Origin of the sequence: Winslowiella sp. 2C04 (assembly GCF_050037805.1) — a bacterium.
In the GTDB taxonomy this organism is placed as follows: domain Bacteria; phylum Pseudomonadota; class Gammaproteobacteria; order Enterobacterales; family Enterobacteriaceae; genus Erwinia; species Erwinia toletana_A.
Genome location: NZ_CP188300.1, coordinates 2,212,878 through 2,237,909, shown reverse-complemented (window position 1 = coordinate 2,237,909; position 25,032 = coordinate 2,212,878). Strand labels below are relative to the sequence as shown.

The 25,032-nt window shown below is 53.2% G+C and carries 22 protein-coding genes; 11 read left to right on the top strand and 11 right to left on the bottom strand.

Annotated elements, in window-relative coordinates; translation table 11 throughout:
- Positions 1-190: 190 nt before the first annotated feature.
- A complete protein-coding gene (gene azoR / locus ACP3TC_RS09955; RefSeq protein ID WP_313852081.1) occupies positions 191-790 on the top strand; it encodes an FMN-dependent NADH-azoreductase in 600 nt (199 codons plus the stop codon).
- A 114-nt stretch (positions 791-904) separates the two neighbouring features.
- Here the strand turns inward: azoR and ACP3TC_RS09950 are convergent, their stop codons facing one another.
- Genes ACP3TC_RS09950 through ACP3TC_RS09940 form a run of 3 tightly spaced genes read right to left on the bottom strand, consistent with a single transcriptional unit; the run spans position 905 to position 4,053 of the window.
- Positions 905-1,228: a YdbL family protein gene (locus ACP3TC_RS09950; protein WP_313852082.1), complete on the bottom strand. Its 324-nt coding sequence runs from the start codon at positions 1,226-1,228 to the stop codon at positions 905-907.
- Between the two features lie 13 nt (positions 1,229-1,241).
- Positions 1,242-1,436, bottom strand: coding sequence for a YnbE family lipoprotein (locus ACP3TC_RS09945; protein ID WP_390902363.1), 195 nt, complete (start codon positions 1,434-1,436; stop codon positions 1,242-1,244).
- On the bottom strand, positions 1,420-4,053 hold the full coding sequence (locus tag ACP3TC_RS09940; protein ID WP_426818117.1) for a YdbH family protein: 2,634 nt from the start codon (positions 4,051-4,053) through the stop codon (positions 1,420-1,422). The genes ACP3TC_RS09945 and ACP3TC_RS09940 overlap by 17 nt, the downstream gene beginning before the upstream one ends.
- A gap of 203 nt (positions 4,054-4,256) precedes the next feature.
- Here ACP3TC_RS09940 and ACP3TC_RS09935 point away from each other — a divergent pair, with 203 nt between their 5' ends.
- Complete coding sequence (locus ACP3TC_RS09935; protein WP_313857730.1) at positions 4,257-5,249, top strand: 2-hydroxyacid dehydrogenase; 993 nt, start codon at positions 4,257-4,259, stop codon at positions 5,247-5,249.
- Between the two features lie 50 nt (positions 5,250-5,299).
- On the opposite strand, the gene ACP3TC_RS09930 is transcribed toward ACP3TC_RS09935, so the two are convergent.
- Entirely contained in the window at positions 5,300-5,575 is a 276-nt protein-coding gene (locus ACP3TC_RS09930; RefSeq protein ID WP_426818116.1) for a putative hemolysin, read from the bottom strand.
- Between the two features lie 395 nt (positions 5,576-5,970).
- Between ACP3TC_RS09930 and nifJ the strand changes: the two genes are divergently transcribed.
- Both nifJ and ACP3TC_RS09920 read left to right on the top strand, forming a co-directional pair.
- On the top strand, positions 5,971-9,501 hold the full coding sequence (gene nifJ / locus ACP3TC_RS09925; protein ID WP_426818115.1) for a pyruvate:ferredoxin (flavodoxin) oxidoreductase: 3,531 nt from the start codon (positions 5,971-5,973) through the stop codon (positions 9,499-9,501).
- A 53-nt stretch (positions 9,502-9,554) separates the two neighbouring features.
- Positions 9,555-9,842 (top strand): putative quinol monooxygenase, encoded by a 288-nt coding sequence (locus ACP3TC_RS09920; RefSeq protein WP_313852086.1) that lies wholly within the window; start codon positions 9,555-9,557, stop codon positions 9,840-9,842.
- A 50-nt stretch (positions 9,843-9,892) separates the two neighbouring features.
- Here ACP3TC_RS09920 and dbpA read toward each other — a convergent pair whose 3' ends face one another.
- Positions 9,893-11,272, bottom strand: coding sequence for an ATP-dependent RNA helicase DbpA (gene dbpA, locus ACP3TC_RS09915; RefSeq protein WP_313852087.1), 1,380 nt, complete (start codon positions 11,270-11,272; stop codon positions 9,893-9,895).
- A 258-nt stretch (positions 11,273-11,530) separates the two neighbouring features.
- Between dbpA and ACP3TC_RS09910 the strand changes: the two genes are divergently transcribed.
- From ACP3TC_RS09910 to ttcA, 3 genes are all read left to right on the top strand, one after another.
- Complete coding sequence (locus ACP3TC_RS09910) at positions 11,531-11,887, top strand: type II toxin-antitoxin system RelE/ParE family toxin (RefSeq protein ID WP_426818114.1); 357 nt, start codon at positions 11,531-11,533, stop codon at positions 11,885-11,887.
- Positions 11,877-12,194, top strand: coding sequence for a helix-turn-helix domain-containing protein (locus tag ACP3TC_RS09905; RefSeq protein WP_313852089.1), 318 nt, complete (start codon positions 11,877-11,879; stop codon positions 12,192-12,194). Before ACP3TC_RS09910 ends, ACP3TC_RS09905 begins: the two co-directional genes overlap by 11 nt.
- 192 nt (positions 12,195-12,386) lie before the next feature.
- Complete coding sequence (ttcA, locus tag ACP3TC_RS09900) at positions 12,387-13,322, top strand: tRNA 2-thiocytidine(32) synthetase TtcA (RefSeq protein ID WP_426818113.1); 936 nt, start codon at positions 12,387-12,389, stop codon at positions 13,320-13,322.
- A gap of 43 nt (positions 13,323-13,365) precedes the next feature.
- Here ttcA and ACP3TC_RS09895 read toward each other — a convergent pair whose 3' ends face one another.
- Both ACP3TC_RS09895 and zntB read right to left on the bottom strand, forming a co-directional pair.
- On the bottom strand, positions 13,366-13,527 hold the full coding sequence (locus ACP3TC_RS09895) for a hypothetical protein (protein ID WP_313852091.1): 162 nt from the start codon (positions 13,525-13,527) through the stop codon (positions 13,366-13,368).
- A gap of 269 nt (positions 13,528-13,796) precedes the next feature.
- Entirely contained in the window at positions 13,797-14,780 is a 984-nt protein-coding gene (gene zntB / locus ACP3TC_RS09890) for a zinc transporter ZntB (protein ID WP_313852092.1), read from the bottom strand.
- A 340-nt stretch (positions 14,781-15,120) separates the two neighbouring features.
- Between zntB and bglF the strand changes: the two genes are divergently transcribed.
- Together bglF and ACP3TC_RS09880 are read left to right on the top strand one after the other, a co-directional pair.
- Positions 15,121-17,016 carry a PTS beta-glucoside transporter subunit IIABC gene (gene bglF / locus ACP3TC_RS09885; protein ID WP_426818112.1) on the top strand — a complete coding sequence of 632 codons (1,896 nt, stop codon included), beginning with the start codon at positions 15,121-15,123 and terminating at the stop codon, positions 17,014-17,016.
- 16 nt (positions 17,017-17,032) lie between these two features.
- Complete coding sequence (locus ACP3TC_RS09880) at positions 17,033-18,427, top strand: glycoside hydrolase family 1 protein (protein ID WP_313852096.1); 1,395 nt, start codon at positions 17,033-17,035, stop codon at positions 18,425-18,427.
- 50 nt (positions 18,428-18,477) lie between these two features.
- On the opposite strand, the gene licT is transcribed toward ACP3TC_RS09880, so the two are convergent.
- The 3 genes from licT to ACP3TC_RS09865 form a co-directional block, all read right to left on the bottom strand.
- On the bottom strand, positions 18,478-19,341 hold the full coding sequence (licT, locus tag ACP3TC_RS09875) for a BglG family transcription antiterminator LicT (RefSeq protein ID WP_426818111.1): 864 nt from the start codon (positions 19,339-19,341) through the stop codon (positions 18,478-18,480).
- A gap of 206 nt (positions 19,342-19,547) precedes the next feature.
- Positions 19,548-20,699, bottom strand: coding sequence for an RHS repeat-associated core domain-containing protein (locus tag ACP3TC_RS09870; RefSeq protein WP_426818110.1), 1,152 nt, complete (start codon positions 20,697-20,699; stop codon positions 19,548-19,550).
- 110 nt (positions 20,700-20,809) lie between these two features.
- Entirely contained in the window at positions 20,810-22,432 is a 1,623-nt protein-coding gene (locus tag ACP3TC_RS09865; protein WP_426818109.1) for a peptide ABC transporter substrate-binding protein, read from the bottom strand.
- A 159-nt stretch (positions 22,433-22,591) separates the two neighbouring features.
- Here ACP3TC_RS09865 and mpaA point away from each other — a divergent pair, with 159 nt between their 5' ends.
- Positions 22,592-23,299: a murein tripeptide amidase MpaA gene (mpaA, locus tag ACP3TC_RS09860; RefSeq protein WP_426818108.1), complete on the top strand. Its 708-nt coding sequence runs from the start codon at positions 22,592-22,594 to the stop codon at positions 23,297-23,299.
- On the opposite strand, the gene ycjG is transcribed toward mpaA, so the two are convergent.
- The gene (gene ycjG / locus ACP3TC_RS09855; RefSeq protein WP_426818107.1) at positions 23,283-24,260 is read right to left on the bottom strand and encodes an L-Ala-D/L-Glu epimerase; all 978 of its coding nucleotides are present in this window, start codon (positions 24,258-24,260) and stop codon (positions 23,283-23,285) included. The two genes, mpaA and ycjG, sit on opposite strands and share 17 nt — an antisense overlap.
- Before the next feature lie 211 nt (positions 24,261-24,471).
- On the opposite strand from ycjG, the gene tpx reads away from it, so the two are divergent.
- The gene (gene tpx / locus ACP3TC_RS09850) at positions 24,472-24,975 is read left to right on the top strand and encodes a thiol peroxidase (protein ID WP_313852103.1); all 504 of its coding nucleotides are present in this window, start codon (positions 24,472-24,474) and stop codon (positions 24,973-24,975) included.
- Positions 24,976-25,032: the final 57 nt, after the last annotated feature.

Genomic DNA, 25,032 nt, shown 5'->3' with positions numbered 1-25,032 from the left:
AATAAAATTCTTCAGTTGTCGGCGCGCAGTTTAGCACAGCGTAATAAGTGTCGGCGTCATCTCTCTGTATGCTTGTTCAATAATTTCGAACATAGCTCTCGAAATATTGCGCTATCACTCCTTAAAAAATATCCCTAAAGTGTAAATCATTGAGCGGACAGCCTTCCGCATTAACAGACAGGAAAAGATCATGAGCAAAGTATTAGTTCTTAAATCCAGTATTCTCGCCGGTTACTCACAATCAGGCCAGCTGGCTGACTTCTACGTTGAGCAAGCTAAATCAGCAGGTGACGACGTTACCGTCCGTGACTTAGCGGCAAACCCAATTCCGGTGCTGGATGGCGAGCTGGTGGGAGCACTGCGCCCTTCCGAAGCGCCACTGACTCCACGTCAGCAGGAAGCGCTGGCACTGTCTGACGAACTGATTGCTGAGCTGCAAGCACACGACACCGTGGTTATTGCGGCGCCAATGTACAATTTCAACATCCCAACTCAGCTTAAAAACTACTTCGACCTGATTGCCCGTGCCGGTGTGACGTTCCGTTATACCGAAGCAGGCCCGGAAGGCCTGGTGAAAAATAAGCGTGCGGTGATCATCTCCAGCCGTGGCGGCATTCATAAAGATACCCCTACCGACCTGCTGACCCCTTACGTCAAACTGTTCCTCGGCTTTATCGGCATCACCGACGTAAACTTTGTCTTTGCAGAAGGTATTGCTTACGGTCCGGAAGTGGCGACCAAAGCATCGACCGAAGCGAAAGATGCTATCAAGCAGATCGTTGCGGCTTAACAGCTAATCGTGGGGGTGGCACTTTTGCCGCTCGTGCTGAGTGAATATCCAGCATATCATCAGGACGGGAGCTGATAACGGCTCCCCTACATATATCCGCAATCTGGTGGCTTACTACTTTTTCTGTAGCCACATTCCATTGATGCCGCGCACATACTCTCCTGACTCGGCGCGCTGTACCAGTTTTTCTCCGGCAATACGCGCCACCTGCGCGGTGGACATACCATTGCGCTGCGCCAGCTGCTGATACTGCTGTTCACGCCCCTGATTGATCCGTTCAACCAGCGCCAGCGTTGCGCTGTCCTGCTTCACCGGCGCAATATAGCCGCTCAGGGTTTCGCCTACCCGCCCCTGTTGCCGCGCCTCATCCAGCGACAGCGCCCATGCCGACGGAGATAACAGCATGCCAGCCAGCATCAGCCAGAGTAACTTTTTCATGCCCGCCTCCTTATCAGAACAGATCGCTTTGATTTTTCAGTAAAGCTTCCACATCTTTATCCACCTTAATATGAATCTCATGTTCAATTTTCACATTCATATTGATGGTGATCGGCTCTTTGGGTGCCGCGACTTCAATGCGTGGAACGCAACCCGCCAGCAGTACCCACGCCGGTGACAGCACCAGCAGTTTAGTTGTCAGTGTCATGACGTTTTTTTTCCTTCTGCAACGGCAAGCTGGCATTCTCTTCAAGCCATGTTTGTAAATTATCGCCAAAGCGCAGACTGCGCCAGAGCTGAAAAAGATTCTCTTGCTGGGTGTAGTTCAATGCCACCCGCTGATTTTTATCGCGAAAACGGCTGCTGCCATCGACCTGAGCCCTCATGGTTAGCTCGCCTAAATTGTCGAGATTAATGGTCGCCCACGAACGCGTTATTTCCATATAGCGCAGCCAGTCTATCGCTGCACCGGCAGCAATATTATTGCTGGCGATAGCATCCGCCATCTGTTTATCCAGTCGCAAAGTCAGATTGCCGCTGTTGGCTATCCAGCCATCCTTTATCAGCCACTGCGAATGATTCAGCCACAGCGGCAGTGCGCCGTTAATCCGCCCCGACATGGCAATCTGTTTGGGTTTAATCGCGGTTATCAGCTCACTCAGGTCAATTCCCTGTAAGCGCACCGTCGCCGCCTGATGCTGGGGTAGCGCCAGCTGCGCCATACTGAGCTGACCGCCAAGAACCTCGACGCTGACATTGCTCAACGTCAGTGGCTGCCGTTCACTCCACGGGTAATTTCCCTGCAGGTCGGCGGTGATATTATGCATCGCAAACTGATTCTTAATCTCTTTAATCCGCAACGATACCGGGCCGCGCGAGCCAAAATACCACTGATGCGCCTGCAGCCGGAACGGCAGCGAAAAATCGATACCGTTAATTTCGTTGTCCGGCATGCGCACGCTGCCCTGGTTAACCACCCAGTGGCCGCCCGCCTCAAAGCCCTGTCCGGCAGCCGCCGAGAACGCGACCTGCGCTTTCAGCGTGCCCGATTGAATATTTATTTTCAGATCGTTACTTAACAGTGGCTGAAACACCGTCAGCGACTGTTCCGGCCACCAGGCCTGGCCACGCAGCCGCTCGCCATCCCAGCGCCCGTTGACTCTTACCGGGCCAATCGCTTCTGCTTTCAGCGTGCCATTGAATAAAAAGTCAGCAGGATCGCGTCCGTTCACCGCCAGCTTCAGGTTTGACGACGGCAGGAAACCGCCAGAACTGAAACTGGTTTCACGTGCCGTCAGCTGCAATTCACCTTTGAAAGCGGGTTTATCCGCCGCACGTTGCCAGCGCAGCGGTGAAGTCAGCGTCAGTCGCGGTGTTCTCATCGTGACCGAGCCATAGCTCAGGCGATCAAAACCGGTCGACAGCGTATCCAGTTCAATGGTGGAGTCCTGCCAGCTACCGGTACCGGCAACGTCCCATTTGGCGGACAGCGGTGCCATATATCCGGTTCCCCAGTAACGCCAGTTCCAGCGCCCTTTATCCGGCCAGAAGTCGGCTGCACGGCCATCAAGATGCAGGGCAAAGCGCCCCATACTCGGATCGTGTGCTTGCAGGATCGCCTGTAAACGGCCGTCGATGCCCGCTGATGAGACTTTTATCCCTGCCAGCGGCCAGCGTGCCTCATCAACTTCCAGCGTCGACAATAAACGGCCACGCATCCGCAGCAGCGCGCCAGGCTGCAGAATCACCTGAGGATCAAGCAGCGAGCCACTGATCATCCCCGGCATGCTGGTATAGAACTGCAAATTTTCCAGCTTACTGGTGCCGGTTAGCTGGAAAGGCAGCTGGCTGTTGAGCATATCCAGGTGGCCCGGCCCGACACTCAACACCACGTTGCCTTTGCCCCCGCGTCCCTCGGTCAGCACATTGAGCCGCGCGACAATTTCAGTTGCTGCCAGCCCCTGCTGCCAATGGCTTAACATCAGCGAGACGCCGCCGGATACCGGCTGCATCGCATAAGGCCAGCGCCATGTTCCCTGTTTGATCTCAATCTGCTGCGGCGATACCGCCCAGGGCAGTGTCACCAGCGGTTGAGCATCGCCCTGCTGTTTGACCTGCAATTCACCCTGCTGCTGCTGCCAGTTAAGTTGCAGGTTAAGCGGTTGCGGCACTCCCTTTAAATTGAGGTCGCCATGCAGCTGGCCCGCTTGCGGTAAACCATCAGGAAAGGTGGGTAAGGTTAACTCTCCCGACAGTTCAACAGGCTGTGCCAGCGCCGGATGATTAACCCTGAACTGGCGGATATCGAGCTGTTGCCCCTGTAACATTCCGCTGACGCGCAGGTTATCGCCCTGGTAATCCAGCTGTTGGCTTGCGGAAGAGAAAGAGAGCTGAAGCTTGCCGGCGTAATCCTGATAAGGGGCAATCGACAATTGACTGATGCTGACATCGGCATCCGGCAGCATTGCCTGCCAGTCGGCCAGTGAACGTGGCGCAGCACTGTTATCGCCTTGCGGCAATTTGCTCAGACAGGCGCTGTTTAAACTGACGTTATCCGCACCTGCCTGCCAGCGGCGCGCCTGATAACTCAGCGAAACATTGGTCAGCATCGCCAGCCGGCAATCACCAGCGTAATACTGCACGCCGGGTAGCCACAATCCGCCGTTGCGCCAGCGTGGGCTGCCGTCCAGCGCGATAGTGGTATCCTGCGGCAACCAGATGCCTGCCAGCCGCGGCAGCCATTGGGTGACGGTCAGCATCATCCCGGTCAACAGCAGAACTAAAGCCAGCACCGCAGCACAGAAAATGTAAAAGCCCCGAGTCATGGCACTGAATATCCGTTCTGTCCGTGAAGTTATTAGGTTAAATGATGGCACGTAACGGCATATCGGTGAAGTTTTTATCTGCAAATCAAACAATTCATCATCAGAAAATGTCGTCAGGGCAACGAGATTTTAACAGCCTGTTGGGAATAGTTGTTATGATGAAAAGAGAATCAACTTAATCGCCTTGAGGCAGGAGAGGAATGATGAAACTTGCGGTATACAGCACCAAACAATATGACCGGAAATACCTTGAGCACGTCAATGAAAGCTACGGTTTTGAGCTGGAGTTTTTTGACTTCCTGTTAAATGAGCATACCGCTAAAACCGCCGTTGATTGTGATGGCGTCTGTCTGTTCGTTAACGATGACGGTGGGCGTGTGGTGCTGGAAGAGCTGGCTGGGCTGGGCGTAAAATTTGTCGCTCTGCGCTGCGCCGGCTTTAACAATGTTGATCTTGATGCGGCTAAACAGCTGGGTATTCGCGTGGTACGCGTCCCGGCTTATTCGCCGGAAGCAGTAGCGGAACACGCCATTGGCATGATGATGACGCTCAACCGCCATATTCATCGCGCTTATCAACGCACCCGCGAAGCTAATTTCTCACTGGAAGGACTGATTGGTTTCAATATGCACGGCCGCACGGCTGGTGTCGTGGGCACCGGTAAAATCGGTATTGCTGCGCTGCGGATTCTGAAGGGATTTGGCATGCGCCTGCTGGCGTTTGATCCTTATCCAAACCCGCAGGCACTGGAACTGGGCGTCGAGTATGTCGACATCAATACGCTGTTTAAACAGTCGGATGTGATTAGCCTGCACTGCCCACTGACGCCGGAAAACCATCACCTGCTTGATGCCAGCGCCTTCAGCCAGATGAAAGATGGCGTTATGATCATTAACACCAGTCGGGGTGGATTAATTGATTCTCAGGCAGCTATTGAGGCGCTGAAAAAACAGAAGATTGGTTCACTGGGAATGGACGTGTATGAAAACGAACGCGACCTGTTCTTCGAAGACAAATCCAATGACGTGATTCAGGATGATGTGTTCCGCCGCTTGTCGGCCTGCCACAACGTGCTGTTTACCGGCCACCAGGCATTTTTAACCGCCGAAGCCTTAACCAGCATTGCACAAACCACACTGGCCAATTTAAGCCAGCTGGAAAAAGGCGAAACCTGCGCCAATGAATTAACCGTGTAACAATGGCCGGGTCACTGTAAGGTGACCCGTCTTATCGCTCAAGCTGACCATTAAAATCTGGCGCAGGTGCCACTCAGCAAGGCGCTTTCCCCGCAGCGACGCCCATTGGCAAGCTGACACATGCCTGTCGAGCTACCGTCTAACTGTCGCGAAAACGCCAGAGTGCCACCGGCGCTGGCGCAGTTGGATGCGGCTAACTCAGACATATTCACTCTGGCAGGTACGTGGGCGGCAGTTGCCTGCTGCGGCGGTTCATTGTCGACGTTGCTGCTGCATGCTGATAACAGCAACGCAGCGCTGGCAAGCAGAAAGGTCGCTGCTTTCATGTATCGGGCTCCGGGATAATAAGGGGAAAAGCTTTGTCAGCTTATGTCACGATCTATCCGAGGTCGAGAGCAGAATTGAAAATCAGAGAAATTAAATTAGCGAAATAGCAATAGCAAAATTCTTGTTTACCACCAGAATGGTCTGTACGAATTCTCTCTGAAAAATTAATTTCAAATTATTCAATCGATTATATTTTCTTCTTTCATCGCTACCACTCCGCTCGGCACATGGAACCTCAGCAGCCCCCTTCAATTAAAAACTAACCACCTTTGCTCTGCGGTGCTGTTCGCCTTAACAGCACACTAAAGTCAAAATTGCCCGATCCGCCATTTGCTAAACTACAGCAATACCCCCTGTCTTTGTGCGGTACAAACTTTATCCCTAAGGGCTGACTATGATAACTATTGACGGTAACGGGGCTGTTGCCTCTGTCGCTTTTCGCACCAGCGAAGTGATTGCTATCTACCCAATTACCCCCAGTTCCACCATGGCCGAGTTAGCCGATGCCTGGTCTGGTGATGGCCGTAAAAATATCTGGGGCGATGTCCCGCGCGTGGTGGAGATGCAGTCGGAAGCCGGAGCCATTGCCACGGTGCATGGCGCACTGCAAACGGGCGCCCTCTCCACCTCTTTCACCTCATCTCAGGGTTTACTGTTGATGATCCCGACGCTGTACAAACTGGCCGGTCAGCTAACGCCATTTGTCCTGCACGTCGCGGCTCGCACCGTTGCCACCCACGCGTTATCAATTTTTGGCGATCACTCGGATGTGATGGCCGTGCGCCAGACCGGCTGCGCGATGCTGTGCGCCAGCAGCGTGCAGGAAGCGCAGGATTTTGCGCTGATTGCGCAAATGGCGTCACTGAACAGCCGGATTCCATTTATTCACTTTTTTGATGGCTTCCGCACGTCCCATGAAATCAACAAAATTGCACCGATTTCCGATAACACGCTGCAAAATTTGATGCCACAAAGCGCTATCGATGCCCATCGCCAGCGAGCATTATCACCGGATCATCCAATTATTCGCGGCACCTCCGCTAACCCGGATACTTACTTCCAGTCGCGCGAGGCCACCAATCCCTGGTATAACGCCACCTGCGGTCATGTGGAAAAGGCGATGAATGATTTCGCCACCGAAACCGGCCGTCAGTATCAGCCGTTTGAGTATTACGGTCATCCACAGGCCGATCGCGTTATCGTGATCATGGGTTCTGCGGCCGGTACTTGCGAAGAGGTGATTGACGAACTGTTGCAACGTGGCGAGCGCGTCGGTGTGGTGAAAGTACGCTTGTATCGGCCGTTTTCTGCCAAACACCTGCTACAGGCAATTCCTCTTAGCGCCAAAAATATTGCGGTGCTGGACCGCACTAAAGAGCCGGGCGCTGTGGCTGAACCGCTGTATCTGGATGTAATGACGTCAATCGCGGAAGCGTTCAGCCGCGGTGAACGTCAACAAATGCCACGGGTGACGGGCGGACGCTACGGTTTATCATCGAAAGAATTCGGCCCGTCCTGCGTGCTGGCGATTTACCGCACACTGGCGATGGACAACCCACCGGCGCGCTTTACCGTTGGCATTTACGACGATGTCACCCACCTTTCATTGCCGCTGCCGGAAAACAGCCTGCCAAACCATGCCAAACTTGAAGCACTGTTTTACGGCCTCGGCAGCGACGGCACCGTCTCTGCAACTAAAAACAATATTAAAATTATTGGCAACAGCACGCCGTTAAACGTGCAGGGCTACTTTGTCTATGATTCGAAAAAAGCGGGCGGATTAACCGTATCCCATCTGCGCGTCAGTGAACGACCGATCCACTCTGCCTACCTGGTCGATAAGGCAGACTTTATTGGCTGCCACCAGCTACAATTTATTGATAAATACCAGATGGTTGAGCGACTTAAACCGGGCGGCACCTTCCTGCTGAATACCCCGTATAGCGCCACAGAAGTCTGGTCACGCTTACCGCAGGAAGTCCAGGCGCTGCTGCGGCAGAAACAGGCGCATTTTTATGTCATTAACGCGGCGAAAATTGCCCGCGACTGCCAGCTGGGCGCGCGTATTAACACCGTGATGCAGATGGCCTTCTTCCAGCTGAGCCAAATTTTATCCGGCGACAGTGCGTTAATTGAACTGCAGAACGCCATTGCCCGCAGCTACAGCAGCAAAGGCCAGCAGCTGGTTGAACGTAACTGGCAGGCACTGGCAGTAGCGCAGCAGGCTATACAGCATGTGCCGTTACAGCCGGTCGATGCCAACAGTCCGCTGCGCCCGCCGGTGGTTTCCGATGCGGCACCCGATTTTGTGAAAACGGTCACCGCCGCAATGCTGGCCGGACTGGGCGATGCGCTGCCGGTATCCGCTCTGCCGCCAGATGGCAGCTGGCCAACCGGCACCACCCGATGGGAAAAACGCAATATCGCGGAAGAAGTGCCAATCTGGAAACCTGAACTGTGCACTCAGTGTAATCATTGCGTCGCCGCCTGCCCGCATTCGGCAATCCGCGCCAAAGTCGTGGCGCCAGAAGCACTTGACTCAGCACCTGAACAGTTACAGTCAATGGATGTGAAAGCGCGCGACATGCGCGGTCAGAAGTATGTCTTACAGGTGGCACCAGAAGATTGTACCGGCTGTAATCTCTGCGTCGAAGTCTGCCCGGCGAAAGACCGTCAGCAGCCGTCGATCAAGGCGATTAATATGATGTCGCGTCTTGAACACGTGGAAGAAGAAAAACAGAATTATGACTTCTTTCTTCAGTTGCCAGAAATCGATCCGGCCCAGCTTGAGCGCATTGATATCCGCACCTCGCAGCTCATTTCGCCGCTGTTTGAATACTCAGGTGCTTGTTCAGGCTGTGGGGAAACGCCGTACATTAAATTGCTGACGCAGCTGTACGGTGACCGCCTGCTGATCGCCAATGCCACCGGCTGCTCATCGATTTATGGCGGTAACCTGCCGTCAACGCCTTACACCACCAATGCTGAAGGACGTGGGCCGGCGTGGGCCAATTCGCTGTTTGAGGATAATGCCGAGTTTGGTCTGGGCTTTCGTTTAACCGTCGACCAACACCGACAGCGCGTCAATCGTCTGCTGGAGCACTACCGCAATCAACTGCCAGAGCAGTTGGCAGACGAGCTTAAAAGTGACAGTGTCACCATAGCGCAGCGGCGGCAGCAGATTTCCGCCCTGCGCGATGCCCTACAGCATATTGATGAAGACGATGCCCGGCAGTTAATCAGCGATGCTGATGCGCTGGTGGAGAAATCAATCTGGCTGATTGGCGGGGATGGCTGGGCGTATGATATCGGTTTTGGCGGTCTTGACCATGTGCTGAGCCTGACGGAGAACGTCAATATCCTGGTACTTGATACGCAGGGCTACTCCAATACCGGCGGTCAGGCATCCAAAGCTACACCGATGGGTGCGGTAACTAAATTCGGTGAACACGGTAAGCGTAAGGCGCGCAAAGATCTGGGCGTCAGTATGATGATGTATGGCCATGTGTATGTGGCGCAGATTTCGCTTGGCGCACAGCTGAATCAGACGGTAAAAGCGATTCAGGAAGCGGAAGCTTATCCAGGGCCTTCACTGATTATCGCCTACAGTCCCTGTGAGGATCACGGCTATGATTTAGCCAGCAGCCACGACCAGATGCGGCTGCTGACCTCCAGTGGCTTCTGGCCGCTGTATCGTTTTGATCCGCGCCGTACTGAGCAAGGCAAGTTACCGCTGGCGCTGGATTCACGCCCCCCGACCAGCGAACTGGAACAGGCACTAATGAATGAGCAACGTTTCCGCCGTCTTTACACGCAACAACCTGAAGTTGCGCGCCAGCTGTGGCATGATGCCAGTGAGGATCTGCAACGCCGCTATCAAATGCTGGCACGGATGGCTGGTAAAGAGGAAACAAACGAGTCGTAACCCTGAGGGCGACATGCATGTCGCTCCGATAACAACAAAACAGGAGAACAGCTATGAGTAATAAAAGTCTGATGATTGTGGCTAAATTCGTTGCACAACCGGGTAAAGCCGATGAGCTGAAAAAAGTATTAAGCGCCTGCATTGCACCAAGCCGCGCCGAGTCCGGATGTGTGCATTACGATCTTTATCGCAGCGTTGAAGACGGCAACGTGTTTCTGTTTCATGAAACCTGGCAGGATGAAGCCGCTATCGCCGAACATGGTGAACAGCCGCATTTTAAAAAGCTGCTGGCCGGCTGCGAGAATCTGCTGAAATCCCCGCCGGAAATCATTAAACACTGATTATCGATAACCGCCAAAGCACGCCGACTGCGGCCTTGGCGGATCGTTGCTTACTTCAGCAAGCGTGCGCGGCAGGTTTTACCTTTGATTTTGCCCTGCTGCAGCTGTTTCATTGCCTGGCGTGCGGCATCATGGCGGATCGCCACGTAAGCATGGGTTGGCGTAATATCGATTTTGCCAATCAGCTCAGCCTTTAATCCGGCATCACCGGTCAATGCGCCGAGAATATCGCCCGGACGAATTTTCGCTTTGCGCCCACCATCAATACACAGCGTCGCCATCTCCGCATCCAGCGGTTTAATCGCAACCGATTTCAGTGCGCTGCCTGACTGCCAGTTCAGCTTCATTTGCAGATAATCTTCCAGCGCATGGGCGCGCACCATCTCATCCGGGGCAACGAAACTCACCGCCTTACCTTGCTGACCGGCGCGCGCGGTACGGCCAATACGGTGCACGTGCACTTCTGGATCGAAAGACAGCTGGTAGTTAACCACCATTGCCAGCTCTTTAATATCCAGACCGCGCGCCGCGACATCGGTCGCCACCAGCACCCGGCAGCTGCCGTTGGCAAAACGAATCAGCACCTGATCGCGGTCGCGCTGCTCTAAATCGCCGTGCAATGCCATGGCGCTGATCTGGCTGCCCTCCAGCGCCTGCGCGATATCGTCGCATTCACGTTTGGTATTACAGAACACCACGCAGGACTTTGGCTGCTGCTCACTCAGCAGGCCCATCAGCATCGGCAGCTTATCGCGGTTACTGCCTTCCCAAAAACTTTGCTCAATCGCCGGCAGTTCAGAAACATCATCCGTTTCTACCGTCAGCGGATCGCGCTGAATACGATTACTGATCTGAGCGATACCCTGCGGCCAGGTGGCAGAAAACAGCAGGGTCTGACGTGATGGCGTGCTGTAGCCGATAATCGCATCGATATCATCACGGAACCCCATCTCCAGCATCCGATCGGCTTCATCCAGCACCAGCGTGGCGATGCTGCCAATATTCAGCGTTTCACGCTTAAGATGGTCGAGAATGCGCCCTGGCGTGCCCACTACGATATGCGGGGCATGTTGCAGCGAGTCACGCTGCACACCGATCGGCTGCCCACCGCACAGCGTCAGAATTTTAATATTCTGGGTAAATCTCGCCAGACGGCGGAGCTCTTTAGTCACCTGATCCGCCAGTTCGCGCGTCGGGCACAGCACCAACGACTGAGTGGTGTACTGCGTCGGGTCGATACGCTGCAGCACGCCAAGACCGAACGCAGCGGTTTTGCCACTGCCGGTTTTAGCTTGCGCACGCACATCGCGGCCAGCAAGGATGTCAGGCAGTGCAGCCGCCTGGATCGGCGTCATCGCCAGATAGCCCATCTCTTCAAGATTGGTCAGCTGGCTGGCGGGTAATTGCGTCAGGGTTGAAAAAGCGGTCACGTAAACTCTCTGCAGAAATCGGGCGGGTTAATGGCGCGTAGTTTAGCAGAAAAGATCCTGCAGTATCTCACAAGAGTTGGCGAACTCGCTGCCAGCCAACAGAGCTTGAGGTATAAGACTAAATGTCAGGCAGGGTTCATCATCAGCAAAGGGAGGAATACAGCCTCTCGCTGAAAATGTCACCCGGTGACTATGCAATTACCAAACCTCATGCTAAATTATACCTATATGGGTATAATCCGACGAATGGATACGCGGATGAAAACACTATATTGGATCAACAGTAGTAAAAAAGATCTTCAGTCGTTACCTGAGAAGGTTCAGGACACCTTCGGCTTTGCCCTGCATCTGGCGCAGTGTGGCGATAAACATGTGCAGTCTAAGCCATTAAAAGGATTTGGCGGTGCCGGTGTACTGGAAGTTGTTGAGGACTTTTTTAGTGACACTTACCGGGCGGTGTATACCGTTAATTTTAATGATGCTGTGTACGTCCTGCACGCTTTTCAGAAAAAATCTTCATCCGGTATGGTGACGCCAAAGCCGGACATGGACAAAATTCGTGAAAGGCTGAAAACCGCAGAAAACCATGCTAAAGGAGTTTACCATGAGTCATGATATTGAAATCAGCAGCGGCAATGTGTACGCCGACATCGGCCTGAATGATGCCGAAGAGATGCAGGTAAAAGCTCAGCTTGCTACCGCTATTGGCAATATTATTAAAAGCCGTCGCCTGACCCAGGAACAGGCAGCCAAGCTGCTCGGAATAAGCCAGCCTAAACTGTCTACGCTGTTGCGTGGGCAGTTCCGCGGGATCAGCGAAGCCAAAATGCTTGATTGCCTGACTCGCTTAGGCCGTGATATCGAGATTGTGGTCAGCAAACCGCGCTGCACCCCCGGCAGCTTGAAAGTTGTATTTGCCTGATACCCAGACAGCCTGACTTATCAGGCTGTCTGCAAGCCCGCTTTGCTGATAATCGCTATCATCGGGTCTCGTTCAGCAGGCGCAGATTGGCATGTCGCCGTAAAACGCGCTGGCATTCGCCGCCGGAATCCGTACCATATGTAGCCCGCCATGCCCCTCTGGTGCCCATTTTAGAGTCAGAGCCTTAATAAAATGCAACAAAATCAAGAAAACACCAAGAAAGAGCAGTATAACCTGAACAAGCTGCAAAAACGCCTGCGCCGCAACGTCGGTGAAGCGATTGCCGATTATAATATGATAGAAGATGGCGATCGCATCATGGTCTGTCTCTCGGGCGGTAAAGACAGCTACACCATGCTGGAGATGCTGAGCAGCCTGCAGAAAAGCGCGCCAATCTCCTTCTCGCTGGTGGCGGTGAATCTTGACCAGAAGCAGCCGGGATTCCCGGCGCATATTCTGCCGCAATATCTGGAAACGCTGGGCGTTGAATATCAGATCGTTAATGAAGACACTTATTCGATCGTTAAAGATAAGATCCCGGAAGGCAAAACCACCTGCTCACTGTGCTCTCGTCTGCGTCGCGGTATACTCTACCGTACCGCCAGCGAGCTGGGTGCGACCAAAATCGCGCTCGGTCACCATCGCGATGACATCCTGCAAACGCTGTTCCTGAATATGTTCTACGGCGGCAAGATGAAAGGTATGCCACCGAAACTGATGAGCGATGATGGTAAACATATCGTTATCCGTCCACTGGCCTACTGCCGTGAGAAAGATATCGAGCGTTTTGCCATCGCACGCCAGTACCCTATCATTCCATGCAATCTGTGTGGTTCACAGCCTAACCTGCAACGCCAGGTGATTGCCGATATGCTGCGCGACTGGGATAAACGCTATCCAGGACGCATTGAAACCATGTTCAGCGCCATGCAGAACGTGGTGCCATCGCACATGGCTGACCACGCTTTGTTTGATTTCAAAGGCATTCAGCACGGTAGTGAAGTCGTTGACGGTGGCGATCTGGCGTTTGATCGTGAATCAGTGCCCGTGCAGCCGGTCGGCTGGCAGCCAGAGGATGACGACGAGCAGCAGCCGTTGCAACGTCTCGACGTGTTAGAAATCAAATAATCATAGCCAGATTATCAAGGGCGGCAGATTCTGCCGCCTTTTTTTATACGTGTGGCGGTGGATCAATGATTGGATGCGGGTTTGGCTCGTCAGGTGGCGGATCGGGCATCGGCTGTGGCCGTGGAATCGGTTCGGGAATCGGTATCGGATCGGTGGGAACCGGGTCAGAAGCCTGCGGACGTTCAGCATAATCACGGGTAGACATGCGTTGCTCCTTCGTTAGGCATGGAGTTTAAGCATAGGAAGGATCGCTCTGGCTGGCAAACAAGCAAAAAAAAACCGGCGAGTAGCCGGCGTCGTACGAATCAATTAGTGCTATGCGTTAATTCGAAAAAGGAAGTGAGACAATATGGAGCGCAACGTCCATCGCTTGACGTTACATTCACCTGCGGGAAAGATTGTGCCGCGACAGCGCCATCAATTTATTGATATCGATCAGCTTTAGCCGCCCTTTTTACGAGTTATTGCTCATTTTCACAGCCAGTTACGTCGTTTTAACCACCAGGCAACGCCGAGTACCAGCACGACTAACATCAGGCAGAAAACGCTGAAGCCAAACCGCCAGTCGCCACCCGGAATACCGCCAAGATTGACGCCAAACAGTCCGGTCAGGAAAGTGGTTGGCAGAAAGACCATCGCCAGCAGTGACATGGTATAGGTCCGACGATTCATCGCGTCCGCCATTACCGTGGTGATTTCGTCAGCCAGTACCGCGGTACGCGCCACACTGGCATCCAGATCATCCAGCCCGCGACCCAGCCGGTCAGAGATTTCCTGCATCCGGCGGCGCTGATCGTCGTCCATCCAGCCCAGACGTTCGCTGGCCAGTCGGGCATAAACATCACGTTGCGGTGCCATATAGCGGCGCATCACAATAATCTGCTTACGAATCAGCGCCAGTTCGCCGCGTGCCGGAACACGTTGATCAAGCAGCGCATCTTCCAGCTCGATAATTTTATCGTGCAGCTCTTCGATAAATTCGCTGGCATGATCGGTTAGCGCATCACAAACGTCCACCAGCCAGCTGCCACCATCCACCGGGCCATTGCCATTTTGCAGATCGGTCAGCACTTCATCAATGGCGTAAACCTTGCGACGCCGGGTTGAGACGATCAGTTTATCGTTGATAAACACCCGGATCGCTACCAGTTGGTCGGGACGTGACTCAGTGTTCAGATTCACGCTGCGTAAGGTGATCATAAAGCCATCGCCCAGACGACTGACGCGCGGACGCATGCTGTCACCGGCAAGCCCTGCCCGCACGGTATCCGGAATCAGCGGCGTTGACATCAGCCAGTCGGCGCTTTCACTGTGGGTATAGTTCAGGTGCAACCAGCAAGGACGTTCGCAGTCAATCACTTCGCTGTCGTTGATAGGAATCAGCCCACCTTTGCCATCAAGCTGGCAGGAGATAATCGCATCGGAAACCTGTAGTGCTTTGCCTTCAATGACGTCCACGTCGCGCCTCAGTTGCTGCATAATCAATGTGATACAGTCTAGCGTGCAACCTGGCAGATGCAATCTCCCTTGCTCGGTTAAGCGTTACAAAGCACGTCATCGTTATCGGTAAAAGCTGGATCGGGCTCACGTATTTGATTTTTCATGACGTAAATACCTTGCCTGGTGCGTAAGGCTGAGCAACACTCGGCTCAGAAATACAGGATTGTTACTGAGTTATCAGGCAAAACCTAAACTCCTTGTCTTCGCCCTTGCTGGCGTTGGGACAGGCGGTTTAGGTTTTTTTTTGGCCAGCGTTCAGTAACGGCGAAAGCAGCAGGCTTGTTCAGGAGCTAACAAAATGAAATACAAGGAATTATCAGAATCGATTCTCGCGGGCGTTGGCGGTAAAGACAACATTAAATCTGTGATGCACTGCGCCACCCGCCTGCGTTTTAAGCTGAAAGATAACAGCAAAGCAGACAGCGCCGGACTGAAGAATAATCCCGGCGTGATAATGGTTGTGGAAAGCGGTGGCCAGTATCAGGTGGTGATTGGCAACCACGTATCTGAGGTATATCAGGCGCTGCTGGCCGAAAGCGGCCTCGGCGATCGGCAGGACGCCTCTTCGACCGATGCCGATAACGAGTCATTGTTTGCCCGTTTTATTGATATCGTTTCCGGTATTTTTACGCCATTTATTGGCGTGATGGCCGCCTCCGGGATTCTGAAAGGTTTACTGGCGGTGGGCCTGACGATCGGGGCAATTGACGAGACCAGCGGCAGTTACAAGACCCTGTTTGCCGCCAGTGATGCACTGTTTTACTTTTTACCCATTGCACTGGGCTACACCGCTGGAAAAAAATTCGGTGGTAATCCGTTTATTTGTATGACCATTGGCGCGGCGTTGGTGCATCCGGTGATGCTGGAAGCCTTTCAGGCAGAACAAAATGGTGGCGCGCCGATTCACTTCTTTGGCATTCCGATGCTGCTGATTAACTACAGCTCGTCGGTTATTCCGATTATCTTCGCCAGCTGGCTCTCCTGCCTGACTGAGCGCACCATCCATACGCGGCTGCCTTCTGCTATTCGCAACTTCACCACGCCATTACTCTGTCTGGCGTTGGTAGTACCACTAACATTTCTGGTTATTGGTCCGCTGGCGACCTGGCTAAGTCAGCTGCTGGCTGATAGCTATCTGTTTGTTTACCAGCTTAACTCGACGATTGCCGGTGCGTTAGTCGGCGCGCTGTGGCAGGTATGCGTGATTTTCGGTCTGCACTGGGGGCTGGTGCCGATTATGCTGAACAACCTCAGCATCACCGGTCAGGACACGCTGTTACCGCTGGTGCTTCCGGCGATTATGGGCCAGGCCGGCGCGACCCTTGGCGTACTGCTTCAGACCCGTGATGCCCGGATGAAAGGCATTGCCGCCTCAGCCTTCAGCGCCAGCCTGTTCGGTATCACCGAGCCTGCGGTGTATGGCGTCACCCTGCCGAGACGCCGTCCATTCATCTTCGGCTGCATCGGCGGCGCACTCGGCGCAGCAATCCTTGGCTACTGGCATACCGCTACCTTCTCATTTGGATTAGCCAGCGTATTCACCTTTGCACAGGTGATACCCAAAACCGGTTTTGATGCCACGGTCGTCGCGGCGATTGCCGGCTCTGCTGTCGCTTTTATCTTTGCCGCTATCGCCACGCGCTTTTTCAGCACCGACAGCGTCGCCCCCGTCGCCAGCGCTGAAGCCGCTGGCGTGAGGGCCGAACCACCAACCGTCGCCGCTGCTGCTCTGTTAACGAAAACCACCCTCAGCAATCCGATCGCCGGTCAGGTAATGCCGCTCGAACAGGTGAATGATGAAACCTTTGCCAGTGGACTGCTGGGTAAAGGCATCGCAATCAAACCAACCCAGGGTCGGGTCGTTTCACCGGTCAACGGATGCGTCTCTTCGCTGTTCCGTACCCGCCACGCCATCGGTCTGGCCGATGAAAACGGAGCGGAAGTGCTGATCCACGTCGGTATCGATACCGTTAAGCTCAATGGTCAGCATTTCATCGCCCATGTAAAGCAGGATGACGAAGTCCGGATCGGTGACCTGCTGATTGAATTCGATATTTCCGCGATTACCGCGGCAGGCTATGACCTGACCACGCCGGTAATGATCAGCAACAGCGATGACTACATCGATATTTTAGCCGCCAGTCAGCAAAGCCAGCTTGATGAAGGCGCCCCGCTGCTGACTCTGTTTAAATAACTCAGGAGAACCCACTATGACCACAGCATTCCCGCAACATTTTCTTTGGGGTGGCGCCGTAGCCGCCAATCAGGTTGAAGGCGCATGGCAGGAAGACGGTAAAGGCGTATCGACCTCTGACTTGCAGCCAAAAGGCATTTTTGGTGAGCGTGTCGAACGTCAGCCTGGAGACAGTGGTATCAAGGATCTGGCGATTGATTTCTATCACCGCTATCCGGAAGACATCAAACTGTTTGCTGAAATGGGCTTTACCGTGCTGCGCACTTCCATTGCCTGGACGCGAATTTTTCCGCAGGGCGATGAAACTCAGCCCAATGAAGCCGGACTGGCCTTTTATGATCGCCTGTTTGATGAGATGGCGAAATATAATATCACGCCGCTGGTCACCCTTTCCCACTATGAAATGCCGTATGGGCTGGTAAAAAACTATGGCGGCTGGGGCAACCGTAAAACCATCGATTTCTTTGTCAATTATGCCCGCACGGTATTTACCCGCTATAAAGACAAAGTAAAGCACTGGCTGACCTTCAACGAGATCAATATGTCGCTGCATGCGCCGTTTACCGGCGTCGGCCTGCCGGAAGAGAGCGATAAACAGGCGATTTATCAGGCTATTCATCATCAGCTGGTCGCCAGCGCACGTGCGGTGAAAGCCTGCCATGAGATCGTGCCGGAAGGGAAAGTCGGGAACATGCTGTTGGGCGCAATGCTCTATCCGTTAACCTGCCGCCCGGCAGATGTAATGGAAAGCCTGCGACAGAACCATGACTGGCTGTTCTTTGGGGACGTGCAGGTGCGCGGCTACTATCCCGGCTATATGAACCGCTTCTTTAGGGAGCAAGGCATCAGCCTTGTCATTGATGAACAGGACAAACACGATCTGCAACACACAGTCGATTTTATCTCCTTCAGCTACTATATGACCGGTTGCGTCACCACGGATGAAGAACTGAATCAGAAATCACGCGGTAATATCCTCGATATGGTGCCAAATCCGCACCTCGCCAGTTCAGAATGGGGCTGGCAGATTGACCCTGAAGGGCTGCGCTACCTGCTGAACGTATTGTGGGAGCGCTACCAGAAGCCGCTGTTTATCGTTGAAAACGGTCTTGGCGCGCGCGACACCGTTGAAGCCGATGGCTCAATAAACGATGATTACCGCATCGCTTATCTTAACGATCATCTGGTGCAGGTACGTGAGGCGATTGAAGACGGCGTGGACGTTTGGGGTTATACCTGCTGGGGCCCAATTGATCTGGTCAGTGCCTCGAAAGCCGAACTCTCCAAACGCTATGGCTTTATCCACGTTGACCGCGATGATAACGGTAATGGCACCCTCGTTCGCACCCGTAAGAAGAGTTTCTTCTGGTATCAGCAGGTAATCAGCAGCCACGGTGAGTCGCTGAAATAATCTCTCTGTCACTGAAGCTGCCGTTAGCCAACGGCAGCTTCAGTTTAACTTCAGGCTTCGTCGTCTGTTTCCTTCAGCGCCAGCGTCTCTTTTCTGACCCGCTCGATATGAATCGTCAGAAACATCCGTTCTTCACTACCCAGCGCGTAGGAATACTTTTTCATTACATGGCGATCGATCTTTTGCACACACTGATAAGACTGCGGATAACGGTCGCGCACCACATCATGCAGTGACGGGTCATCGCTGTAGACGCCGCGCTTTCCCAGCATTCGCTGGGCAAAAAACTTCAGATGAGTGACAAAACGGTTATAGCTGAGCGCATCGGTCTGATAATCAAGTTGCAGTTGATATTTAACGATATGCAGTATCTCCTGCATAAAACGAGTGATATGCATCACTTCCGGCATTTCGCTGTTCAACTGGGCGTTAACCAGATGCAGGGCAATAAAGCCGGCTTCGTCCTCCGGCAGCGCCGCCGCTAAGCGTGTTTCAATGATGATCAGCGCTTCCAGCCCGAGCGCATACTCACGGGGATAGAGGCTACGAATCTCATGCTGCAACACATTGCGCATTGGCAAATTCTGCCGGTGGCGCTCAATGGCGAAGTTGATATGATCGGTCAGCGCAATCGCCACGCTGTCATGCAGACGCGAATTAAGCCGTTCTTTCGCCAGCGCGATGATACATTCACTGGTAATTACCACCTCCAGGGGAATTTCAGATAATAGTTCGCTTAACCGGCCGGTCAGCTCGTGACTTTGCAGGGCAAAAATCTTTTCGATTAATGCATCGTTCAGTGAATCTCCGGCTCGCTTTTGAAATGCCAGACCACAGCCCATCACTACCTGTTCATGGCCCTGTTCGTCGTGGACGACCACTACATTATTATTCAGTATCTTGGCTATTATCATTTTCCGGCCTGAAAACAAAAAAACCTGACTGCCAGAGTCGCATTTCTCCAGTCAATCAGGTTTTGCCTGCACGAAGGCAGTAACAATCCAGCCCATTACCTTAATTCATTCTGTTACCGCCTCAAGCCCCGACAGAGCGAAGTGTGACTTAGATCGCGAACTGTCAGACAGGCAAGCATGCTTTTAACCGGCATTAACAGCCCGGTTCAGAAATAAACGCCGGTCTCCTGATGCATTATCCCTCCAGAATCAGGGCGGTAAGTTACCGGAATACCTTCCGTGATATAGAGCAATTCTGATGTCTGACCCACGCTTTCGACAAAATGCTGAACCACTCCCTCAACGAAAAGACGATTTCCCGGAAACTCCCTGTCGAGATTGGTCAGTAATTGATCCAGTCGTCCGGTTATCCACACACTTTCAGGCCAGCCGGTAGAGGTGATATTGGTTGCCTCAGCAAATTTAGCCACAAAGCTACCAAAACCATATTTGGCACCGTCACACATTATAAATCTGACTTTTTTAATGACCCCGGAGTCCAGAGGATAATTATTATTATTAAACCATCTTATGGTTTGTGTGACGGTAAAACCGTCATCGCCGGCGTCCGGTAACATAATACGGGCAATTCGCCTGGTTTTATCACCATGTGCGGCTATATTTAGCCGGAGCTCGCCATCAATATGATCGTAAAAAGTATAATCCAGCCACATCCCATGTCCCCAGTCATGTCCAGGTGACTGCCCGAGTAATTTAAAATTATACGGTCTGACACCGTCTAAATAGTATGTGCTGTTGATTGCGGACGATCCTGCCATCATCGGCCCACGGGGATAGGATTGTGCTATCTCAGCGCGCGGCTTATTTCCAGCGGCAACCAGGCCGGCACCAAATGAGAGAATGCCGCAAGCCAGGGATAGCCAGCCCAGCACCGCCGAAGCTTCAGGATTGCTCCGGCTGATTACCGTGCTGGCTAAGCCGGTTAAATCCGCCGTAGCCGCCGATGACCCAGCCAACAGTGATACCGTCGAGGCCGAGTCCAGTGCGGCGAAAACACTCTCTGCCGCCGCTATCGAAGTGCCAGCGCTAAATAATGCACTCAGTAAACCAAGCACACTCAAACCTATTCCCAATACCGACTGCCAGCTCATATGCCCCGAAGGGTCGGCCCGGTTGATTGGATCTCCCACGCAGTAAACATAGGGATTAATGCCGCCCTGTCCGAACGGGCTCCAGCTGTCCGGACAAATGAAACGCTTTAGCTGTGGATTATATGCACGATAACCGTTACCAAGAAGATAGTTGCTGCTGACCGAATCCAGACGTTCGCCGTTAAAACCGAGAATAACGTTATTCATAAACAGTTCCCTGTTGTTTAAATAACGATCTAATAGGGCAATTGACGATGGCAGGCAAATAAAAAAGCATCATGAAAATCATGATGCTTTTGCTGTCACAGTGCGATCATTTATTTATGCTGCAGAATATACATTTCGCGGCTGTAAGCCACATCTTCCGGATTGTTAATTGGATACCCTTTTACATATGGCTTAATCAGGCGGCCATTAGTGTACTGATATATCGGCGCAATGGGAGCCTGATCGGCAAGGATCTGCTCGGCCTGGTTGTAATCATCATTGCGTGCCGCATCATTATTTTCGTTACTGGCCTTTTCCAGCACGCTGTCATAATTCGCATCTTTAAAGCGCGCAATATTACCACTGTGGCTGGAGGTCAGCAGGCTGAGGAAACTTGAAGGTTCGTTATAATCCCCGACCCATGACGCGCGGATAACATCGAAATTACCGGTGTTACGGCTGTCGATGTAGGTTTTCCACTCCTGATTTTGCAGCTTAACGTTTACGCCGAGATTTTTCTTCCACATCGAGGCTACTGCAATCGCAATTTTTTGATGGTTCTCTGAGGTATTATACAGCAAGGTCAGATTCAGCGGTTTTGCCGGGCCGTAACCGGCTGAGGCCAGCAACGCTTTGGCCTGCGCATTCAGCTCTTCCTGTGAGTGCTGCTGTAAAATGCTGGCTTTCGGTTTGAAACCGGCAGTCACGTCCGGAGTAAAATGCCAGGCGGGTTTTTCACCCGTGCCCAGCACTTTTTCGGCGATAATATGACGATCAATGCTCCAGGATAAGGCTTTGCGCACCCGCACATCGGCGGTTGGGCCTTTCTCCGTGTTAAACGCATAATAATAGGTGCCCAGCTGATCTGGCGTATACACCTCATTTGGAATCTGTTTTTTCAGCAGCTGATAGAGATTTTTGGGAAAGGATTCGGTGATATCAATATCACCCGCACGATAGCGTTTAGTGGCGCTGGACTCTTCGTTAATCGGCAAAAAAGTTACCCTGGTCAGTACCGAGTGGGCGTTATCCCAGTAGTTATCGTTGCGCACCAGCACAATTTTTTCGTTAACCACTCGCTGCTGCAATTTATACGCGCCGTTCCCCACCAGGTTGCCCACTTTTGTCCAGTCATTACCCAGCTTTTCAATGACTTTTTGTGGTGTCGGGTAGAGACTGAAATTGGCCGTCAGACTGGCAAAATACGGCACCGGTTTATCCAGTGTGATCTGCAGGCGATAATCATCCAGTGCCGTGATACCAAGCTTATCCGTCGGCATCTCTCCTTTAACAATCGCACCGGCATTCTGTATTCCCGCCAGTTCGGCAAACCAGGCAAATGACGAGGTATTTGCAGGATCGACCAGCCGACGCCAGCTGTAAACAAAATCATGTGCGGTGACAGGGTCACCATTCGACCAGCGCGCATCTTTGCGCAGGGTAAACGTCCAGGTTTTGTTATCGTTACTTTGCCAGCTTTTCGCCACACCCGGCACGATATTGCCCTCGGCATCCTGATTAGTCAGCCCTTCGAACAGATCGCGAATGACCTGAATTTCCGGCAACCCTACCGCTTTAACCGGATCGAGCGAAGCGGGCTCATCTTTAATGTGACGAACGATTTCCTGTTTTTCTGCCAGCTGAGTACCGGCCGGAACCGTCGCAGCCAGCGCTGAAGAACAGGCGCTGGCAATCAGCAACGCGCCCAAAGTGAAGCGGAACGGTTTGATCATAACGTACCCCTAACCAGTCACGGTATAAGTTGAAAGAGTTATTCACGGCTGAAGATTTTGACTGGCACTTTAGCGCAAATTGTTGATCGATAAATAGCTATTTTCTCTGCTGTCGTTTTAAGCTAGCTTTACTGGGATCACCCTCACAGGAGCGACACTATGTCTTTGTTACACCCGCGAACGCAGCGCGGCAAGCTGGATGCCGACATGAAAATTTACGGCAGCTCGGTGCTGGGCGCGCCACTGTTATGGTTTCCGGCACCGGCCGCCGATGAAGAGAGCGGGCTGATTCTGGCAGGCACTCACGGCGATGAAACGGCCGCCGTGGTGACGCTCTCCTGTGCAATGCGCACCCTGCTGGAGCCACACCGTCGTCATCATGTCGTACTGGCGGTCAATCCGGATGGCTGCCAGCTCGGCCTGCGAGCCAATTCGCGGGGCGTTGATCTCAACCGCAACTTTCCGGCCGCCAACTGGCAGCCGGGCGATACGGTATACCGCTGGAATAGCGCAGCAGATCAACGCGACGTGCGGCTTTCGACCGGCGACAGCCCCGCCTCTGAACCGGAGACCGAGGCGCTATGCCAGTTAATTCATCATTTGCAGCCGCAGTGGATTGTCACTTTTCACGAACCGCTGGCCTGTATCGAAGACCCGCACAGCAGCCCGCTGGGGCACTGGCTGGCGAAAAAAATGGCTTTGCCACTGGTGACCAGCGTCGGTTATGCCACTCCCGGCTCATTCGGCAGCTGGTGCGCCGATCTCAGCCTGCCCTGCATCACCGCCGAATTGCCGCCAATCTCCGCCGATGAATCGACGGAGAAATATCTGCAGGCGATGATCGACCTGCTTAGCTGGCAGCCGTAAGGTCAATGCGCCCGCTGGAGAAACGTAACGCCGGTTCGACATCCGCCGCCAGCCAGGTTGGCCCGTCGAGATCGACAAAGCGTGCCAGCGGGGCCAGCGGCAGCGCTGCGTTGATCGCTCTTGAGGTACAAAGCATACAGCCAAGCATAATGCTAAACCCTGCGGCGCTGGCATCCGCTGCCAGCGCCAGTGCTTCAGTCAGGCCACCGGTTTTATCCAGCTTAATATTCACCATCTCGTAGCGGTTAACCAACTTACTCAGGCTGGCGCGGGTATGGCAACTCTCATCAGCGCAGATCGGCAATGGATGTACAAAGTTCTCCAGCGCCGCATCATCCTGCGCCGGTAACGGTTGCTCCAGCATCACCACGCCAACATCTGCCAGCAGCTGGCAGCGTGCCGCCAGCCCTTCACTTTTCCAGGATTCGTTCGCATCAACGATCAGCAATGCTTCCGGCACCGCACTGCGTATCGCCATCAGCCGCTCGGTCAGCAGATGATCGTCAAGTTTGATTTTCAGCAGACGCGCGCCGTTTTGCCACAGCGCCAGCGCACTGGCCGCCATCGCTTCCGGGGCATCAATACTGACGGTCTGCGCCATCATAATTTCGTCAGGCATGCGGGTGGCGGTCAGCTGCCACAGCGACTGGCCGTCACGCCGCGCCTGCCAGTCCCACATTGCGCTGTCGATAGCATTGCGCGCTGCGCCAGCCGGCAGCAGAGTTTGCAACTCAGCTCGCGTCATCCCGCGCTCAAGCTGCGGTAACAGCGCACTGATTTGTGCCAGCACCGAGGCTTCACTCTCACCATAACGTGGATAAGGCGTGCATTCTCCAACGCCTTTAATTCCCTCTTGCTCCAGCTCCACCACTACCACCCCGGCCTCGCTGCGTGAACCGCGCGCAATAACAAATGGCGAATGCAACGGCCAGGCTTCCGGGTAAACTTTTACAGCTCTCATCCACGCTTCCTTTTTCCAGTTGATACTCAGTTTGTAGCGCATCGCGCAGTTCACCGCTATTTACTTAGGTAAAAATTTAAACCTGTGCCAGGGTTACTGATTCAACCAGCGTCATAGAGATGTCATCTGCGACCTGAATAATTTCTCTCTGTTTATCAAGCCAGATGCCCTACACTGGCTGACCAGTCAAACACATGTAAAAGGAATCAATATGTCTCAGACAGTTCATTTCCAGGGTAACCCGGTGGCGGTTGCTGGTCAGATCCCAACGCCGGGTCAGGCAGCTCAGCCGTTCACCCTGGTGGCCAAAAATCTTTCTGACGCCTCACTTTCCGATTATGCTGGCAAGCGCAAAGTATTGAATATCTTCCCGAGCATTGATACCGGTGTTTGCGCTGCTTCTGTGCGCAAATTTAATCAGTTGGCAGGCGAGCTGGATAATACCGTGGTGCTGTGCATCTCTGCCGATCTGCCGTTTGCCCAGTCGCGCTTTTGCGGCTCAGATGGCCTGAGCAATGTGGTGACGCTGTCAACGCTGCGTGGCGGTGATTTTAAACAGAATTACGGTGTGGCAATTGTTGACGGTCCGCTGCAGGGTTTGACTGCCCGCGCGGTGGTGGTGCTGGATGAAAAAGATCAGGTGCTGTATAGCGAACTGGTCAATGAAATCACCACTGAACCGAATTATGATGCGGCACTGGCAGCACTGAAATAATTGAGAAGTCTGTTGGGATTATACCCCCGGCATGCCCTCATTAAGGGAGCCGAAAAC

Excerpts from the sequence above, each read along its gene's own strand:
- azoR (WP_313852081.1), top strand. The coding sequence starts at position 191 with ATGAGCAAAGTATTAGTTCTTAAATCCAGTATTCTCGCCGGTTACTCA.
- ACP3TC_RS09950 (WP_313852082.1), bottom strand. The coding sequence starts at position 1,228 with ATGAAAAAGTTACTCTGGCTGATGCTGGCTGGCATGCTGTTATCTCCG.
- ACP3TC_RS09945 (WP_390902363.1), bottom strand. The coding sequence starts at position 1,436 with ATGACACTGACAACTAAACTGCTGGTGCTGTCACCGGCGTGGGTACTG.
- ACP3TC_RS09940 (WP_426818117.1), bottom strand. The coding sequence starts at position 4,053 with ATGACTCGGGGCTTTTACATTTTCTGTGCTGCGGTGCTGGCTTTAGTT.
- ACP3TC_RS09935 (WP_313857730.1), top strand. The coding sequence starts at position 4,257 with ATGAAACTTGCGGTATACAGCACCAAACAATATGACCGGAAATACCTT.
- ACP3TC_RS09930 (WP_426818116.1), bottom strand. The coding sequence starts at position 5,575 with ATGAAAGCAGCGACCTTTCTGCTTGCCAGCGCTGCGTTGCTGTTATCA.
- nifJ (WP_426818115.1), top strand. The coding sequence starts at position 5,971 with ATGATAACTATTGACGGTAACGGGGCTGTTGCCTCTGTCGCTTTTCGC.
- ACP3TC_RS09920 (WP_313852086.1), top strand. The coding sequence starts at position 9,555 with ATGAGTAATAAAAGTCTGATGATTGTGGCTAAATTCGTTGCACAACCG.
- ACP3TC_RS09910 (WP_426818114.1), top strand. The coding sequence starts at position 11,531 with ATGAAAACACTATATTGGATCAACAGTAGTAAAAAAGATCTTCAGTCG.
- ACP3TC_RS09905 (WP_313852089.1), top strand. The coding sequence starts at position 11,877 with ATGAGTCATGATATTGAAATCAGCAGCGGCAATGTGTACGCCGACATC.
- ttcA (WP_426818113.1), top strand. The coding sequence starts at position 12,387 with ATGCAACAAAATCAAGAAAACACCAAGAAAGAGCAGTATAACCTGAAC.
- ACP3TC_RS09895 (WP_313852091.1), bottom strand. The coding sequence starts at position 13,527 with ATGTCTACCCGTGATTATGCTGAACGTCCGCAGGCTTCTGACCCGGTT.
- bglF (WP_426818112.1), top strand. The coding sequence starts at position 15,121 with ATGAAATACAAGGAATTATCAGAATCGATTCTCGCGGGCGTTGGCGGT.
- ACP3TC_RS09880 (WP_313852096.1), top strand. The coding sequence starts at position 17,033 with ATGACCACAGCATTCCCGCAACATTTTCTTTGGGGTGGCGCCGTAGCC.
- licT (WP_426818111.1), bottom strand. The coding sequence starts at position 19,341 with ATGATAATAGCCAAGATACTGAATAATAATGTAGTGGTCGTCCACGAC.
- ACP3TC_RS09870 (WP_426818110.1), bottom strand. The coding sequence starts at position 20,699 with ATGAATAACGTTATTCTCGGTTTTAACGGCGAACGTCTGGATTCGGTC.
- ACP3TC_RS09865 (WP_426818109.1), bottom strand. The coding sequence starts at position 22,432 with ATGATCAAACCGTTCCGCTTCACTTTGGGCGCGTTGCTGATTGCCAGC.
- mpaA (WP_426818108.1), top strand. The coding sequence starts at position 22,592 with ATGTCTTTGTTACACCCGCGAACGCAGCGCGGCAAGCTGGATGCCGAC.
- ycjG (WP_426818107.1), bottom strand. The coding sequence starts at position 24,260 with ATGAGAGCTGTAAAAGTTTACCCGGAAGCCTGGCCGTTGCATTCGCCA.
- tpx (WP_313852103.1), top strand. The coding sequence starts at position 24,472 with ATGTCTCAGACAGTTCATTTCCAGGGTAACCCGGTGGCGGTTGCTGGT.